A 17,674-nucleotide genomic window follows, 5' to 3' on the forward strand; every position below is an offset into this window, starting at 1 on the left:
TGTAAATAGGCCATTATGGCTGCAACTATTACAGGTAGTTAAACTGGACTCATGAAAAATGACCTCTACCGCCCGCAGGCGCGGCCGCAAGCAGCGGCTGAACCAAACAACTGAACCCGCGTTGAACCCTCCGGTCTGGCCGGGTGTCAATGGGGGGCGGTTTAAGCCGCTTTTGCCTGACGAGGTGGCGCTGGTTGAAGAAACGGCGCTGACGCTGCTGGAAACGCTTGGCCTGAGCCAGGCTATTCCGTCGATGATCGAAAAGGTGCTTGCGGCCGGTGGGGCGATGACGGCCGACGACCGTTTGCTGTTCCCCCGCGCGTTGGTGCAACAGTCCATTGTTGATGCAAAGCGCAACTTTTCCCTTTGCGCTCAAACACCTGAACACGACTTAGATATCAGCAACGCCCGCGTGCACATGTCCAGCGGCGGTGCGGCCCCGGGCGTGTTTGACCTTGAAACGGGCGACTACCGGGATTCAACACTGGTTGACCTGTATGACGCGGCTCGGATTGTCGACCAGATGGAAAACATCCACCATTTCAGCCGTTCGGTTGTCGCCCGGGACATCGAAGACAATGCGGTGATGGACCTCAACACCGCTTATGCCTGTCTGGCAGGCACGTCCAAACATGTGTCGATGTCGATCAGCGAGCCTGAAAATGTGCCCACGATTGCGCAGCTATGTTATGCCGTCGCCGGCAGCGAGGCGGCTTTTCGCGCCCGACCTTTCCTGACCGTAATGGTGTGCCACGTCGTGCCACCCATGCGCTTTGCCGAGGAAGCATGCGAGGTGCTCGAGGCCGCAATTCTGGCGGGTTTCCCGGTACAATTGATCAGCGCCGGACAAGCTGGGGCAACCAGCCCGGCCACCATTGCCGGATCGTTGGTGCAGGCCGTGGCCGAAACGCTGGCGGGGCTTGTGTTCGCCCGCCTTGTTGACCCAGAGGTCAAGGCAATCTTTGCGCCCAAACCGCTGGTTGCAGATCTGCGCACCGGTTCGATGTGCGGCGGCGGTGGAGAACAAGCGATTCTGATGGCTGGCTCTGCGCAGATGGGGCGGCATTTCGATCTGCCAACCTCCTCTATCGCTGGGATTACCGACGCCAAATGTCTGGATGCGCAATACGGAGCCGAGAAATCGCTGGCTGTGACCATGGCAGCCCATGCGGGCTCGAACATCGTTACTCAAGCTGCGGGAATGCAGGCCAGTTTGCTGGGCGTCAGCCACGCGGCCTACGTCAGCGACAATGATATGCTGGGCAATATCCTGCGGACCCTACGCGGGATCGAGGCCACGTCAGAGAATATTGCCGCCGATGTAATCGCCGACGTTTGTCGGGGTGAAGGACACTATCTGGGCGAACAACACACGTTCAACCGGATGAAATCAGATTATTTCTACCCTGAAATCGGGGATCGCAAGACACCGCGGGAATGGCAGGAAGACGGTAGTCGATCAGTGGGGGACATCGCGCGGGACAAAGCGCGCGAGATAATGTCTGGCCATTTCCCACAGCACATTCCTGATGATGTTGACCGGGCGCTGCGCGCACGTTTCGACATTCGTTTGACACGACAGCAAACCGGCAGATCCTCATGAAAAGTCAAAGCCTCAGCGCCCGCGCCCATGCCGTGATGCCCGGCGGTGTCAGTCACGAGTTGCGGTATAAAACCCCACACCCGATCTATTTCGAGAGGGCGAAAGGGGCCGAGAAATGGGATGTGGACGGCAAGCGCTATATTGATTTCAAAATGGGTGCTGCCAGTCAGATACTGGGTCACGCCCATCCCGAAATCGCCGAAGCTGTCGCCCAGCAGATGGCGCGGATGCCCTATACTGCTGATTGTCATCCGCTTGAGGTCGAATGGGCCGAATGGCTAAACCGTCTGTTTCCATCTGCCGAGCGGGTACGTTTCACGGGGTCCGGCACGGAATCGACGATGCTGGCCCTGCGACTGGGCCGTGCGCATTCGGGCCGTGATAAAGTGCTGCGCATCGATGGCCATTTCCACGGCTGGCACGACATGTTGATGAAAGGTGCCAAACCCGGCATCAACACAGCGCCTTCTTTGGGTATACCGCACGCTGTCACCGATATGACGGTGATATCCCCCCCAGATCTGGGCGCTGTCGCCGAACTTTTGGACAGCGACCCGCAGATCGGAACCGTTTTTGTTGAGGCATCCGGCGCAAATTACGGTTCGGTCCCGCTACCGGACGGGTTCTTGCAGGGGGTGCGAGCTCTGACCGATCAAACTGGTCATGTGCTGGTCTTTGACGAGGTGATCACCGGCCTGCGCTGGTCGCCAGGGGGACGGCAGGCGCGTGACGGAGTGACACCGGATCTGACCACGCTGGCCAAGATTGTCACCGGAGGTCTGCCTGGTGGGGCAGTTGTCGGCCGGGCTGATATCATGGATCTGCTCAGCCCCAGTGAAACCCGCGACGGGCTGTCGCCTCCGGTCAGCCACAAGGGCACCTTCAATGCAGCCCCTTTGGTGGCTGCCGGTGCGGTCAAGGCGATGGAAATCCTATCGACCGGTGACGTTCAGACCCACGCCGATGCAATGGCCGCGCGCCTGCGCGATGGCTTCAACGCCGTATTCCGAGCATTGGACGTACAAGCATTGGCCTATGGCGACAGCTCGACCTGCCATCTTTATTTCGGTGGGCGATCCATTGACGGGCTGGATGCCGCCGCAATCCGCAAAACACCCCCCGCTGTTGTCAAAGGTTTGCGAGACGGGTTGTTGGAGAGAGGCGTGGACTTCATGTCTTTCACCTCCTGCGTCACTGGTCTGCCACATACGCCCGACCTGATCGACGAGGCGGTCTTGCATTTCCGCGACACCGTATCCGACCTCATCCGCGACGGAGTGCTGTCATGACATTGCCCACCCATGCCCGCACCGTCATCATCGGCGGTGGTGTCATCGGCTGTTCGGTCGCTTATCATTTGGCGCGCGAAGGGCGGAAGGACATCGTTGTTCTGGAACGCTCGAAACTCACCAGCGGCACCACATGGCACGCGGCCGGTCTGGTGCGGCGCTTGCGGCCTTCGGCGACACTGACGAAGCTGATCAACTATTCCATCGACCTCTACAGCGAGCTTGAACGTGAAACCGGGCAAGCTACGGGCTGGACTCAAACGGGTTCATTGACGCTTGCCACCAACCAAGACAGGCTGATCAATATCAAACGTCAAGTCTCGCTTGGCCGTGCCTTCGGGCTTGAGGCCGAGGTTGTGGATGCGACCCGTGCCAAGGATCTGTGGCCGCTGATCGAGGTTGATGATGTGATTGGCGCTGTCTGGTCGCCCTCTGATGGGCGGGTCAACCCCTCTGACGTGGCTTTGGCGCTGTCCAAAGGCGCACGGGCGCGAGGGGTTCAGATCTTTGAAGATACCCGCGTGACTGGCCTGCAAAAGAAAAGCGGTCGGATATCAGCCGTCGAGGTCGGTGACCACGTCATTGAGGCCGACGAGGTTGTGATCGCCTGTGGGCTCTGGTCGCGCGAGGTCGCGGCCATGGCCGGAGCGCACATGCCGCTTTATGCTTGTGAACATTTCTACATCCTGACCAAACCCTTGCCCGAGGTTCAGGCCCTTGGAAAAGGCGTACATCTGCCCACGTTGAACGATCAGGACGCTTTCCTTTATGCCCGTGACGATGTTGAAGGGCTGCTGGTGGGCTCGTTCGAGCCACACGCCAAGGGTCTACCGCTGGAAAAGTTGCCTGCCGATTTCTCATTCGATCTGCTGGATGAGGACTGGGACCATTTCATGCCGATGATGGAAAACGCCCTGCGCCGTATTCCGGCGCTGGAACGGGCCGAGGTGCGGATGTTGCTGAACGGGCCTGAAAGCTTCACCCTCGACAGTCAGTTCATTCTGGGCGAAAGCCCCGAAGTTCCGGGGCTGTTTCTGATGGGCGGGATGAACTCGACCGGTATTGCTCTGGCGGGTGGAGCAGGCAAAGCGCTGGCCGAATGGATTATTGCCGGTGAACCCACTATGGAGCTGAACGAGGCCGACATTCGCCGGTTCAGCCCCGAAATGAACGTCCTTGGCGCGCTGGAAGCCCGCATCCCCGAGGTGCTGGGTCGGCACTATGACAATCCTTTTCCCGGGCGCACGATGAAGACAGCGCGAGGTCAGCGCCGGTCGCCCATTCATGCCGGGTTGGTGGCCGCCGGAGCGCAATTCGAAGCCCGTGGAGGTTGGGAGCGCGCGGTGCATTTCGGCGGTGAAGCCGCCCATCTGCCGCTGACCTTTGGTGTACCAGCCTGGCGCGATCAGGTTGGACAAGAGGTTGAAGCCTGCCGCGGCGGCGCGGCCATTCTGGATCAAAGCGCCTTTGGCAAGATCATGGTGCAGGGGCCGGATGCATGTGCCTTTCTGAACCGGCTCTGCGCCGCGCAAATGGATATCCCCGAGGGCCGTATCGCCTACACTCAGATTCTGAATGCGCGCGGCGGTGTCGAAAGTGATCTGACCGTGCAGCGGCATGGGCCTGAAACCTATCTGATGATCGTCGGCGCCAATGAGACCGTCCGTGTGATGCAACGGATGCGGGACACGAGGAATAACTATCGTGCCGAGTTCTCTGATGTGACTAGTGGATATGCCATATTGGGACTCGCCGGAGCGAAAGCGCGCGAGGTTCTGCAAGCCACGACAAACACACCTGTGCCCGAACTGAAACGCTTCCGGTTCGCCCCGGTTGAGATTGGTCTGGCGCGAGGATGGGCGGGGCGGCTCAGCTTTACCGGCGAAGAAGGCTATGAACTCTACATCCCGGCCGAGATGGCGATGGCTGCGCACGAGGCGCTGGTCGCTGCTGGGGCAAGCCATGCAGGGCTTTATGCCAGCGGATCGCTTCGCATCGAAAGTGGCTTTAGGGCTTTCGGCCACGAACTGACACCGGGTACCACACCGCTTGAGGCCGGGTTGGGCGTATTCTGCGCCAAGGGTACCGGGTTTGTCGGTGAAGATGCCTTGCAGGACCACAAATCCAAGCGGCGCATCGTTTCGATCTTGTTTGACGATCCCGCTGCGATCCCCTTGCATGATGAGCCTATTTACTTCGATGGCAAAGTTGTGGGCCAGATCACCTCGGCCGCGTGGAGTTACCGGTTTGGCCGCTCAGTGGCGCTTGGGCTGATCAACGCTCCGCTGGATCTTCTGGAAACACAGGAAGTTGTGGACGGTTTCGAAGCCGAGATCGCTTGCACAGGCTTTGCCGCCAAAGCCTCTCTCAAACCCGCAAAGGTAGCTTTCGCATGAGCGATACGATCCAATCCACACGGGTAGCCATTATAGGCGGCGGCATCATGGGCGTTGCCGCGCAGTTTCAGTTGGCGGAAAACGGATGGACTGACACGATCCTGTTTGAAAAAGCAGATCTGACCAGCGGTTCCACATGGCACGCCGCCGGTCAGATCGCCCATGCGGTTGGCAGCCGCCTTATGGGGTGGATCAACAAAACCTCCATTGAAACCTACAAGCGGGTCGAGGCCGAAACCGGGCAAAGCATCGGCTGGCACGAAGTCGGCGGCATCCGGATTGCCACCACCGACGATGAAGTCGATTGGATGAAATCGATCATGGGCGTGGGCAAGCTGTTGGACCTGCCAATGGATCTGATCGGCCCGGACGAGGTGGCGCAGATCAACCCGTTTTACAGGGTTGATGACGTGAAGGCCGCGGTTCGTACCTATGCGGATGGGCATATCGACCCCTCAAGTGTGACCATGGCGCTGGCCACTGCAACCCGGTCGCGCGGTGCGCGGATCGAACGACACAACCGGGTGATCGGGGCCTCTCGCAAAGGCGATATGTGGCTGCTGCAGACGGAAAAGGGTAACGTTCTGGCCGAACATGTGGTGATTGCCGCCGGCTCATACGCCAATCAGGTTGGTGAGTGGTTCGGTTTGAAAATCCCCTCGGTGTCCTGTCTGCATCATTACCTTGTGACGGATACCGTGCCGCTGTTCGCCGACAGGCCGGAGCTACCCGTGATGCGCGACAATGCTTATGGCGGTTACATCCGGCAGGAACAGAAATCCGGCTTGATCGGAATTTATGAAGGCCATGTCTGCCCGACAGTCTGGGAAATGCCCAAAGGTGCGCCTTGGGCAGCGGAGAATGAGCTGTTTCAGGCCGATTATGACTCGATCGGCGATTTTCTTATGGTGGCCTTCGACAAAATGCCGATCTTGGCCGAGCTTGGTATCAAACGTGTCGTGCGTGGGGCCATCACGCACACGCCCGATGGTGGGATGTTGGTGGGGCCTTCTGGTGCCCCAAATGTCTGGCTGTCCTGTGGTTCGTCCATCGGGTTGGCGTGGGGCGGCGGTGCGGGCAAGGTGCTGGCCGACTGGATGGTGCATGGCGAGGCCGAGATCAACACGCGTGGCTTCGATCCCCGCCGTTACGGAGATTTCGCCTCGGACAGCTTCATCGTCGAGCGCACCAAGGACGAGTTCATGCGCCGCCATGACACGCCGTGTCCGGGCAAGCAGTTCGACAGCCTGCGGCCGTTGAGAAAGCACCCGTTGTATGACCGGCTTGCCGCCAAGGGCGCAGTTTTCGGTGAAATCGCCGGATGGGAACGCCCGCGCTATTTCGGTGAAGTGGGAGAAGTTGAACAGATCGGCTGGGGGCATCAGCGCTGGCACGAAAACGCCAGCGCCGAAGCTAAAACCACCCGCAATTCTGCCGGTGTGATAGACCTCTGCGCGTTTGCCCAATTCGAAATCTCAGGCAAGGACGCAGGCGCTCTGCTGGACAGGCTTTCGGCCAACCGTATTCCGACGAAAGACGGGCGGATCAGCTTGAACCATTTGCTGACGTCACATGGCCGTTTCGAGACCGAGATCACAATCTGGCGGATTGCTCAGGATCGGTTCTTCACCGGCTCTCCCATCGCCCGGGCCGCCCCGGATTTTGACTGGATCAGATCACACATCCGTCCGGGCGAGGATGTGACCATGATCAACCGTTCGGCGGATTGGGGGATGTTGGCGTTGTCCGGCCCTGCGTCGCGCCGTATCTTGTCCGAGCTTACCGATGCCGACCTGTCCAACCGCGCCTTTCCATGGCTTTCGGGGCAGGAAATCCGTGTTGCGGGCATTCCCTGCTATGTCTTGCGTGTCTCGTTTGTCGGCGAGTTGGGGTGGGAATTGCACGCGCCGTTAGGTCAGATCGGTGATCTCTATGACGCACTATTCGAAGCGGGGGCCAAGCATGGGCTGACCGATCTGGGTTCCTATGCCTTTAACGGGATGCGCATGGAAAAAGCTTATCGCGCAAGTGGCGAACTGACCACGGATGTTGGCCCGCTTGACGTCGGACTCGACCGTTTTGTTGTCAGCGAAGGGCGTGATTTCCTGGGCCGCGACGCGTTGTTGAAACGCGATCCGACATGGCAGCTGTTCTACGCAGAGCTACATGCAGATCACATCGACATTCACGGTGGAGAACCGGTTTTACTGAACGGAAATCCCGTGGGTCTGACGACGTCGGGCGGGTACGGGTACACGATTGGCAAGTCGCTTGGCTGGCTGTTTGTCCGAAAAGGTACGCCGCAAACAGGTCTCAGTGTCCGAATTCTGAATCGTGACATCCCGGTGACCGTCCATCAGGATGCGCTTCTCGACCCGCAGAATTTGCGGCCGCGATCCGAGGAGTGACACTTGCTGCAACGAAACAATATCATTGAGAAATCGGCGACCGAACTTGCGACCGATCTGCGCGCACAAACCCTGAGTAGTGTTGAAGTTCTTGACGCGTACCGTACCCGTATCGAAGACGACACAGCCGGGGTGAACGCTTTTGTCACGTTTGACTGGGACGCCGCAAGTGCTCGGGCCGATGAATTGGACAAGATGGCCGTGCGCGGGCAGTTTGCCGGGCCGCTGCACGGGCTGCCCATCGCGATCAAGGACTGCTTTGAGACCGCCGGTCTGCGCACCACACACGGGTCAAAAAGCTTTTCCGAACATGTCCCGACAAAAGACGCGCTCCACGTGGCGCGCCTGCGGGCGGCTGGCGCCATTATTGTTGGCAAAACAAACACGCCCGAGTTCACTTTTTCCGGTCAAACCACGAACTTTTTAGCAGGCACGACGCGCAACCCGCTAAACCCTGAAAGGACGGTCGCGGGTAGCTCTGGTGGCGCCGCGGCCGCGCTGGCCGCCAACATGGTCGCGCTTGCTGATGGCTCGGATCTTGGGGGCAGTGCCCGTACACCTGCCGCGTGGTGTGGTGTGGTCGGTATGCGCCCCACATCGGGTTTGGTGCCTATGGATCCGAACCCGGCCCCTTTCGACGGGTTGTCCGTTCCATGCCCGATGGCGCGCACCGTCTCAGATCTTGCTTTGATGCTCAGCGTGATGCAGGGGTCGACGCCCAACCAGCCCCTTGGTTTTACCGGCAGCTACCCGGACCCCGCCACGTTGGACATCCCGCTGACGGTCGGACGCGCGGCGTTGAGCCTGGCGCCCTTTGGGGCCAGTGTTGATCCTTCGGTAAAGGCGGCTTTGGCCCCGGTTGCTGATCTGTGCCGCGATCTGGGTTGGCACGTCGATGAAGACATGGCCCCGGACCTTGCCCCGCTGCTTGCACATAACAACATCATTCGGGGCCAATGCGCCTTGCAAATGCGCGCGGCTCTGAATCCAGACATGTCATTGGCAGGCGAGAGCTACCGCACGGCCTGCGCACAGGGTGATGGGCAAAGCCTGTCTGATCTGATCGCCTATCAAACGACGCGCCGTCAAGTCTGGGACTCGGTTGTCACGTTTTTCACCCGCTATGATTTTGCCCTTTGGCCCACCGCTACTGGCATGCCGTTCAGCGCTGACCTGCGCGACAGTGAAATCACCGAGGACTGGCGCACAGTCACTCTGACACCCACGATGGAGCTTCCATCGGTTTCTATCCCCATGGGCCAGTCTTCGGACGGTATGCCTGTGGGTCTTCACATCACCGGCCCGAAAGGATCGGATGAACGGCTGCTGCGCTTTGCCCGCCAGATCGAACGCCAAATTTCCGGAGACTGAACATGACCACCATAAATGGCGGAGAAGCCGTCTATCGCGTTCTGAAAGCCAACGGCATCGATACCGTTTTTGGATTGTTGGGCGGTTCGATGCTCGAACTTTACGACGCCATGTATCAGGGCGGTCAGATCGCCTATGTGGGCGCACGCGACGAACGGGCTGCGGGTCATATGGCCGATGCCTGGGCGCGGATGACGGGTAAACCTGGTGTGGTTCTGGGCGCACAGGCCGGGCCCGGCGTGGTCAACATTGTGACTGCAGTGGCCGAGGCGCAACTGGCCTATTCACCGCTTGTTGTGATTGCCGGAGCGATCACTCGCGCCGATCAATGCAAAGACACGTTTCAGGAAATCGATCAGGTCGCGCTGTTTGCGCCCATTTCCAAACGCTCGGTCATGGTGACAGACACTGCGAGGCTTGCACCGATTCTTGAAGACGCCATCCGGTTGGCAAACACAGGACGGCGTGGCCCAGTGGTGCTGCATGTCCCGCGTGACTTGTTCGCCGCAGACATACCAGCCTTTGAGCCTGCTCCGGTGAATATTGCGCGCGCGGGTCCTGCCGCGCCCTCGGACATAGCCGCCATTGCAAAGCTGCTGTCAGAGGCCGAAAGGCCGGTGATTTTTGCCGGTGGGGGATTCAAATGGGGGGCAGGGCGTGATGCCCTTACGGCGCTGGCCGAAAAACTTGAAGTACCGGTCGTCGCCTCCACCGGCCATGCCGACGTCATGCCCCACGGGCACCCGTGGTTTGCGGGGCAGGCTGGCCCACGTGGTAACGTGGTCGCCAGTGGGCTGACCCGCGATGCAGATGTCATGGTGGTTCTGGGGGCCAGGCTTGGGTTCAACTCGACCTTTCATTCCAACGATTATGTCGGAGTCGACACCCGGATCGCCCATGTCGATATCGAAGGCGCAGCGGTTGGTCGGTACTTCCCGGCCGAAATCGCAGCGCAAGGCGACGCCCGCCTGACAGCCGAAGCTCTGGCCGATGTTGCGCCCCGGCCAAACTGTGATCCTTGGCGCGCGGCCTTTCGTGCCGATATGGACGACCTTGCAGCCGAGCGCGCCGCTGAGGCAGCGCTTGAGAGCTTGCCCATGCACCCACGCCGAGCGCTGGCCGAAATCCGCGACACGCTGCCGGAAGATGCCATTGTAACACTGGACACCGGCAACACGTGTCTGCAGGCCGCCGACCGGCTGGCACATTATGCGCCGATGTCTTTGATCACGCCTTTGGACTTCGGCCTTGTCGGCTTTGGCCTTGCCGCCGCAATCGGGGCCAAGGCGGCAGCACCGGATCGCCCCGTCATAGCCCTCATGGGAGATGGCGCCGTCGGCTATACGATGATCGAAATTCAGACGGCTATTCAGAACAACCTTCCGATCACGATTGTTGTTTTGGATAATGAAGCATGGGGGGCCGAGAAAGCCTATCAGCAGGAGTTTTACGGTGGTCGGTTGCTGGGTGCCGAAATCCGCTCGCCCCGCTTTGACAAATTCGCAGAGCTGTGCGGTGGCAAAGGTATCTGGGTCGATGGCCCGGGTGATATGGGGCCAGCGCTGGAGCAAGCCATCGCGTCGAATGAAACCACTGTTATTCAGGCAAAGATCGACCCCGGCGCTTTGATGACTCTGCGCAAAGACCTGTTCAAAACGCCGCAAAAGAGTTGATTACTCAGTATATGCGCACTGCCGATCCGGCGAGACTGACAACACCGTCCGGGAAGTGTTGAATTCCTGAATATCGGGGCTGGCAGTTCGGGTTGTTTCGCTCTATCGCCCGTTTGGAACAACCCACCCGCGACAGGAGTTACCAGCCGTGACCATTACCCGCATCGAAACCGGCCAGCGCATGAGCCGCATCGTCAAGCATAACGGAACCGCCTATCTGTGCGGTCAGGTTTCGGATGCCGCCACGGTGGCTGATCAGACCCGCGACATCCTTGCCAAAGTCGAGGACCTGCTGGAGAAAGCTGGCAGTGACAAGACGCGTATCTTGCAATGTGTGATCTGGCTGTCAGACATGGCGGATTTTGCTGAAATGAACGCCGTCTGGGACGCTTGGGTGCCCGAAGGCCACGCGCCTGCCCGCGCCTGTGGCGAGGCGAAGCTGGCCCGCGATATTCTGAAGGTCGAGATGATCGTTACCGCGGCCTGCGACTGATCATTGCAAGAAACCCGCCCTGTACCGATTTTCGGTGCGGGGCGTAGCCCTTGTTTGCGAAACTTTCAAAAACCGGATGCAATCCGAAGCTGGCGGCATAAGTGTTAACACAAATGATTACCCGGTTTGGTGCTAACTTCGACGCTTTTTCACCAGTCGGACGCGGGATCTTTCTTTCTGTAAAAACGCCGCATGACCATTGGAGTCAGGTACATTGGAATCTGATAGGCCCCGATAAAGGCCATGACGGGTGCGGTCACGTCAATTGGCAACGCTACAAAGAAAAGGGCGATGTTCCGGTTGCCTGCGATAAGCGACATGGCTGTGGCCTTCGGCTGCGGTAGCCTGCCGGACGTCAGAAAAAACACTATGATCTGACTGCCAAAATTGGCCAGGCACGCGAGTACGATCCAAAACAGTGCAGTGGCGGGGTCTTTCAAGGCCATGGCACTGACTGCAGGCATCAATCCGATAACAAAAACGGCCAGAGTGATTGCGCCCAATCCTTCCAAGTTCAAAAGCATGGATTGCGAAGGATTTCGCAGCACTTTGCGCCTTACGAAAATGGCTGCTCCGGTTGCGCACAAGATTGTCAGCGACAAACGCAAACCCACCCACAAAACAGATTGAATGTCACCCAACTCGGGCATGAGCAGGAAAACGGGCAGTGCCGTCAGGGGCAACAGGGCTGTGCCAACCACCATTAGCCGCATAGCGTGCTCTGGTGCGTGCCCCATCATCATGCACATATTCGGACTGCCTGCTATGGAAGGGGCCGCGGCCATGATCAGCAAGGACAGAAGGACTGGCGTTCCGATCCACCCTCCGACATATCCTATTCCCAACAGGATCATCGGAATCACGAGCTGAAACCCAACGATCGTGACTACCACTTTGGGCAGGTCAGCCAGCGATCCTAAGATCGCTTCTGGGTCCATCCTCAGCACGGTGACGAAGAGCAACAGTACAACCAGGGGCGGAAGCAGGCCCCGCATCGGTTCAGCCAAGGCCGGCAGCAGCAGACCTGCGACCAGACCACTGATCAGTACATACGGACCTTGACGCGCCGCCAGATGAAGCGGGTTCAAAGCTTATCTACCCTCCAGGGGTTTGTCGCAGGTTCTCGGGCAACCAAGTCGCGAGATCGGGGAACCAGATCAGGATAAAGACCATCAGAACCATGATCAGGAACATCGGAATGGCCGCCCGTGCGATGTAGCTCATCTCGTGGTTGGTCATGCCTTGCATGACGAACAGATTGAACCCGATCGGGGGCGTGATCTGTGCCATCTCAACAACGACAACGATGAAGATACCGAACCAGATCAGGTCGATCCCGGCGTCACGGATCATGGGTTCGACCACGGCCATGGTCAGCACGACCGAAGAAATGCCGTCCAGAAAACAGCCCAGAATGATGTAGAAGACCAGCAGCACCATGAGCAGTTCAAACCGGGTCAACTCCCATCCGGCAATCAGATCGGCCAGGCCACGCGGCAGGCCGGTAAAGCCCATGGACAGCGACAGGAAGGCTGCGCCCGCCAGAATGAGGGCAATCATCGCGCTGGTGCGCGTGGCTCCCATCAGGCTTTCAGTAAAGGTTTTCCAAGTCAGCGATCCCTGACCCGCCGCCAATAGCAGCCCGCCGATGACCCCAAATGCTGCGGCCTCGGTCGCGGTGGCGTACCCCAGATACATTGACCCAATGACCACCATGATCAGCAGTATTACAGGCAGCAGAAAACGCGAATTTTTGATTTTCTCGGAAAAGCTCAGTTTGGTTTCGGTATCGGGGCTCCAATCCTTACCGAGCTTGGAATAGATAGCTACGTAGCCCATGAACATCGACGCCAGTACCAGGCCCGGTAGAATTCCGGCGAAGAACAGCTTGGTTATGGATTCATTGATCGTCACGCCGTATACGATCAGGGTCAGTGAGGGCGGGATCATCAGCCCAAGTGTGGCGGCCCCGGTCAATGTCCCGATGATCATCCGCTCGGGATAATTGCGCTTACGCAGCTCAGGGATCGACATCTTTCCAACCGTTGTCAGCGTGGCCGCTGAGGAGCCCGAGACGGCCGCGAAAACCGTACATCCAACGATATTGGTGTGTACCAGCCCGCCAGGCAAAGGGGCCATCCATGGGGATAAGCCCTTGAACATGTCTTCGGATAATCGCGTTCGGTACAGGATTTCGCCCATCCAGATGAACATGGGCAGTGCGGTCAGGGTCCATGACGACGATGCCGACCAGATGGTGGTGATCATAACATCCCCGACGGGGCGGGTCGTGAACAGCTCCATCCCGACCCAGGCAACACCCATCAGGGCCAAACCAACCCAGACGCCGGTGCCCAGCAAGGTGAAGAGAACAAACAGAAAGAGGATAATGACAGAGAGGTTTTCCATAGGCTTACTCTCCGTGGCTCTGGTCGGCCAGATCGCGGGTGATGCGGTGGTCGCCCTTGAACAGCACGTGGATCAGGTGGTCGGTCAGGGCGATGGCAAGGATGATAGCACCGATCAACATTGCAGATTGCGGGATCCAAAGGGCAGTTTTGTCCTGTCCCTGGCTGATGTCGTTGAACTTCCAGCTCCAATAGACAAAGCGGTAAGCGTACCAGCAAAAATACCACATGACGGCTGAGGCGATTGCAAAACACCAGACTTCCAATATGCGACGGACACTGTCGGGCACCGCGTTCAGAAGGATTGAAACGCGAATGTGGCTGCCTCGGTTCAGCGCATTGGCAAAGGCCAGAAAGGACGCGGCGGCCATGGCATAACCTGCATAGTCGGGCGCTCCGGGGAACACCTCACCGGTCCAGCGGGCGAGCATCTGCACGACGATCAACAGCAGGATTGCAATGAGGCTGAGAGCCGCAAGTACCCCCGCCGCCTGATAGATAAAGTCCAGTACGGACCGAAGCCCTCGCAATACCGCCATGCTGTCCCCGCTGTGTTTTGATTGGATGCGAAAAAGGCGGCAGGATGAACCGCCGCCCAATTCGAAAGGTTACTGAGACGCGTTGAACGTTTCGACGATGGCCTTGCCTTCGTCACCGGCTGCTTCCAGCCATTCATTGGTCATGGTCACGCCGATCTCTTTTAATTCCTGCACCATTTGGTCAGATGCCGGACCAACTGTCATACCGCCATCCCGCAAACCCTGCAGAGTGAAACCAGTATATTCCTTGGCGCGCCAGTTCCCCGCATACTCGGCTAACTCGGCACACCCCTTTATGACGTTTTTGTTGGCGTCTGAAGCGCCCGACCAGACGTCCGAGTTCACCATCACGTAGTTGCGCGGAAGCCAGGCATCGACCTCATAGAAGTACTTCAGGCTTTCCCAGACCTTGCGGTCGTAGCCGGTCGAACCCGAAGAAATCATCGAATCCGCAACACCGGTGGCAAAAGCCTGACTGATTTCCGCAGCCTCGATGGTCACGGGCAGCATCCCGGTCAATTCAGCCAACCGCGATGTGGCGTTGTTATACGAGCGGAACTTGATGCCCTTCATATCGGCGACAGAAGTCACTTCGTCCTTGAAATACAGGCCCTGAGGCGGCCACGGCACCGCATACAGCAACGTCAGGTTCTGTTCGGCCAGCACTTTTTCGATAGATGGCTTGGCAGCTTCCCAAAGTTTGGCGCTGTCGTCGAACGACGTTGCCAGGAACGGGATGGAGTCAAACCCGAACAGAGCATTTTCGTTCTGGTGACCGGATAACAGGCGCTCACCAATCGGGGCCTGCCCGGTCTGGATTGCGCGTTTGATATCAGCACCTTTGAACAACGAGCCGGAAGGGTGCGTAACGATTTCGATCTCGCCACCTGTACCGGTGGTCACGCATTTTGCGAACTCAGCGCCTGTTGCCGAATGGAAGTTCGACGCCGAATAGGCCATTGGCATGTCCCATTTTTCGGCCATGGCCGGTGCTGCTGCAGCTGTGGTCAAAGCTGTCGCTGCCAGAAGATTTGTCAGTTTTTTCATCGTTTTCTCCCTATTGAGTTTCAAAATACCGATGTTTTTCATCAGCTTGTTCTTATGTCGTGTAGCGCGACGGCGCGTAAACGCTCACATCCGCGTTCGGGGTTCTGCCTGCGATCATCTGCGCCAGAAGACGTCCGGTTTTTGGCCCGCCTGTCAGGCCAATGTGATGGTGTCCGAAGCCCATGTAAGCACCTTGGATACCGGGCACGTCGCCAATGATCGGGATCGAGTCAGCCGGGGCGGGCCTGTGCCCCATCCATTCCACTTCCTCCTTCCATGTTATGCCCGGAAAAGCCGCCCGGGCATTTTTGCGCATCAATTCAAACGGTGCGCGTGAGGGCGGTGCATCCAACCCTCCGAACTCTACAATTCCCGCCAAGCGTATGCGCCCATCCATGGGTGTGGCAACAAACTTACCTGAGGCGACCATGACCGGGCTGCGTGGCATTGCGGAAGGTTCCACCAATTCAAGATGATACCCACGTTCGCTTTCAAGAGGAACAGAAACCCCCAATCGTTTTGCCAATGGTCCCGACCAAACGCCAGCCGTTACAATGGCTGTGTCGCACGCAATGGTCTCACCTTCCGCGCGCACGCCTGTGACGCTGCCATTTTCGCGCGTGACATCCTCGACATTGGCACGGATGATCCGACCTCCCTGATCTTCAACATGCGCAGCTAGATCTTTCACATACCGCCCCGGATCGGTGATATGGCCATGGTCTGATAGCTTGGCCGCAAATCCGATGTCCGGGCTGAATACGGGGTCGTAATCGTGGAACGCCTTGCCTTCCAATTCTTCCCACGCAAAACCTTGCTTGCGCCGAATGCTCCAACCAAAGGCATCGCTTTCGAAATGGGCGCGGTTTTCATAAAGGAACAGATAGTCGCTGGGGACGATCCATTTCTCGGCGCCGGTTCCTGCAGTCAAAGCCTTGTGGTCGTTCAGGCTGTCGCCCACGATGGGCGTCAGGGCCGCAGCGATCCGTTCAACATCTGCGGCATTTGCGTGGCTCAAGTATTGTCTGAGCCACGGCAGCAGCTTTGGCAGGTATCCCCACTTCAGGAACAGTGGCTGAGAAGGGCTTAAAAGCATCTTGGGTGCTTTGCCGAGCAACCCCGGAACCGTCACGGGTATGATAGAGCAAGACGCCAAAACTCCGCCATTGCCGTGCGAAGTTCCTTCGCCCGGCCCGGCCTTATCGATCAGAATCACGTTATGGCCATCGCGCTGTAGCCAGACTGCAGCGGATACACCGACAATTCCGGCCCCGATGATGGCTATGGTCTTCTTCTCGCTCACGCGGCCACCGCCTTGGATACTGCGTAGTGGTCCAGTTTGCTCAAGTCGGGCTTGCCGCCAAGCCCGGGGCCGTCGGGAACGCAGACCTGTCCATTGCTGACCTGGAACGGTTCTTCCAAAATGTCTTCTTTCAGAAAATACGACGCCTGATAGAACTCGCAGCCCAGAGTGATTTCCGGTGTCGCGGCAATCATGTGCGTGCCCGCCAAATGGGCAAGCCCAGCCTCGAACATATCGCCGCCATAGGCGGTCAGACCGTGTGCAGCCGCAATGCGCGCTACGGTCTGACCGCGCGTCAGGCTTCCGGACTTCATGATCTTGACGGAAACACCGTCGCAAATCCCCTCGCGTGCCGCGCGCTCCATGTCTTCAGGGCCAAACACGCTCTCGTCTGCCAATAGCGGAACATCTGTCATTTGCCTCAGCTTGGACATCATGCCGTAGTGGTGGGCGCGCACGGGCTGCTCGATGAAATCGGGATCGAACCGGGCGACGTCTCGGACCTGTGCCGGGGCATCTTCGATGTTAAGTCCCTGATTATAATCCACGCGCACCGAAAACTCGGGGCAGTTCTGAGCGAGGTATTCCAGCCGCATGATGTCAAAGGCGTGATCCTTGAACCCGGTTTTGAGTTTCAAGATCCGGACACCATCGTCGTGCAACCTTGCCAACAGGTCGATATCCTGCGCGAAGTCCGGGTTGGCGATGGAGCAACTGAGCGGGATTGCATCCCGGAACTTGCCGCCCAGCAAAGACCAGACTGGAACCTTACTGATCCGGCCCGCAAGATCCAACAGCGCGGATTCCAGCGCCGCTTTGGCTTCTGTACAATGCGCCACGGCGTAAGCCGCGCGCGCCATGATCGCGGACCTGTCACCGACACGCGCATTCAAAACAATTGGGCGCAGATATCGATCCAATGCGGCAAAGGTCGCCTCTGGGGTGCCGGTGAACACCGACCACGGTGATGCTTCGCCAAATCCTTGCGTGCCGTCCTCGGATGTCAGCCGCAAGATGACAACCTCACAAACGCCTTCCACAGATCCAATACCGTGATCCCGCCGGGAGGTTACCGGCAGCTTTAGGTGCCATAGGTCATAGCCCGTGATTTTCTGTGACAGATCGCTCATTCGGTCCCCTGTAG

General features: G+C 58.4%; 13 protein-coding genes. 7 read left to right on the forward strand and 6 right to left on the reverse strand.

The window, feature by feature from the left end:
* The first annotated feature begins 58 nt into the window (after window positions 1–58).
* The 7 genes from AC2FLD_RS13560 (at window position 59) to AC2FLD_RS13590 (ending at window position 11,233) form a co-directional block, all read left to right on the forward strand.
* On the forward strand, window positions 59–1,603 hold the full coding sequence (locus AC2FLD_RS13560) for a trimethylamine methyltransferase family protein (protein WP_496671626.1): 1,545 nt from the start codon (window positions 59–61) through the stop codon (window positions 1,601–1,603).
* Window positions 1,600–2,892 carry an aspartate aminotransferase family protein gene (locus AC2FLD_RS13565; RefSeq protein WP_496671629.1) on the forward strand — a complete coding sequence of 431 codons (1,293 nt, stop codon included), beginning with the start codon at window positions 1,600–1,602 and terminating at the stop codon, window positions 2,890–2,892. The genes AC2FLD_RS13560 and AC2FLD_RS13565 overlap by 4 nt, the downstream gene beginning before the upstream one ends.
* Window positions 2,889–5,288, forward strand: a complete 2,400-nt coding sequence (locus tag AC2FLD_RS13570; RefSeq protein WP_496671631.1) for a GcvT family protein — start codon at window positions 2,889–2,891, stop codon at window positions 5,286–5,288. The genes AC2FLD_RS13565 and AC2FLD_RS13570 overlap by 4 nt, the downstream gene beginning before the upstream one ends.
* A complete protein-coding gene (locus AC2FLD_RS13575; protein WP_496671634.1) occupies window positions 5,285–7,696 on the forward strand; it encodes a GcvT family protein in 2,412 nt (803 codons plus the stop codon). Before AC2FLD_RS13570 ends, AC2FLD_RS13575 begins: the two co-directional genes overlap by 4 nt.
* Before the next feature lie 3 nt (window positions 7,697–7,699).
* Window positions 7,700–9,067: an amidase gene (locus tag AC2FLD_RS13580; protein ID WP_496671637.1), complete on the forward strand. Its 1,368-nt coding sequence runs from the start codon at window positions 7,700–7,702 to the stop codon at window positions 9,065–9,067.
* 2 nt (window positions 9,068–9,069) lie between these two features.
* Entirely contained in the window at window positions 9,070–10,740 is a 1,671-nt protein-coding gene (locus AC2FLD_RS13585; RefSeq protein ID WP_496671640.1) for a thiamine pyrophosphate-binding protein, read from the forward strand.
* 148 nt (window positions 10,741–10,888) lie between these two features.
* On the forward strand, window positions 10,889–11,233 hold the full coding sequence (locus AC2FLD_RS13590; protein ID WP_496671643.1) for a RidA family protein: 345 nt from the start codon (window positions 10,889–10,891) through the stop codon (window positions 11,231–11,233).
* A 149-nt stretch (window positions 11,234–11,382) separates the two neighbouring features.
* On the opposite strand, the gene AC2FLD_RS13595 is transcribed toward AC2FLD_RS13590, so the two are convergent.
* The 6 genes from AC2FLD_RS13595 to AC2FLD_RS13620 form a co-directional block, all read right to left on the reverse strand.
* Window positions 11,383–12,321 (reverse strand): hypothetical protein, encoded by a 939-nt coding sequence (locus AC2FLD_RS13595; RefSeq protein ID WP_496671646.1) that lies wholly within the window; start codon window positions 12,319–12,321, stop codon window positions 11,383–11,385.
* Window positions 12,322–12,328: 7 nt separating this feature from the next.
* A complete protein-coding gene (locus AC2FLD_RS13600; protein ID WP_496671649.1) occupies window positions 12,329–13,642 on the reverse strand; it encodes a TRAP transporter large permease in 1,314 nt (437 codons plus the stop codon).
* A 4-nt stretch (window positions 13,643–13,646) separates the two neighbouring features.
* Window positions 13,647–14,180 (reverse strand): TRAP transporter small permease, encoded by a 534-nt coding sequence (locus AC2FLD_RS13605; RefSeq protein ID WP_496671652.1) that lies wholly within the window; start codon window positions 14,178–14,180, stop codon window positions 13,647–13,649.
* A 69-nt stretch (window positions 14,181–14,249) separates the two neighbouring features.
* Window positions 14,250–15,227 carry a TRAP transporter substrate-binding protein gene (locus AC2FLD_RS13610; RefSeq protein WP_496671655.1) on the reverse strand — a complete coding sequence of 326 codons (978 nt, stop codon included), beginning with the start codon at window positions 15,225–15,227 and terminating at the stop codon, window positions 14,250–14,252.
* A 52-nt stretch (window positions 15,228–15,279) separates the two neighbouring features.
* Window positions 15,280–16,530 carry an NAD(P)/FAD-dependent oxidoreductase gene (locus AC2FLD_RS13615; RefSeq protein WP_496671657.1) on the reverse strand — a complete coding sequence of 417 codons (1,251 nt, stop codon included), beginning with the start codon at window positions 16,528–16,530 and terminating at the stop codon, window positions 15,280–15,282.
* Window positions 16,527–17,660 (reverse strand): enolase C-terminal domain-like protein, encoded by a 1,134-nt coding sequence (locus tag AC2FLD_RS13620; protein WP_496671658.1) that lies wholly within the window; start codon window positions 17,658–17,660, stop codon window positions 16,527–16,529. Before AC2FLD_RS13620 ends, AC2FLD_RS13615 begins: the two co-directional genes overlap by 4 nt.
* Between the last annotated feature and the right edge of the window lie 14 nt (window positions 17,661–17,674).

This window comes from Ruegeria sp. CDSA021 (assembly GCF_059612325.1).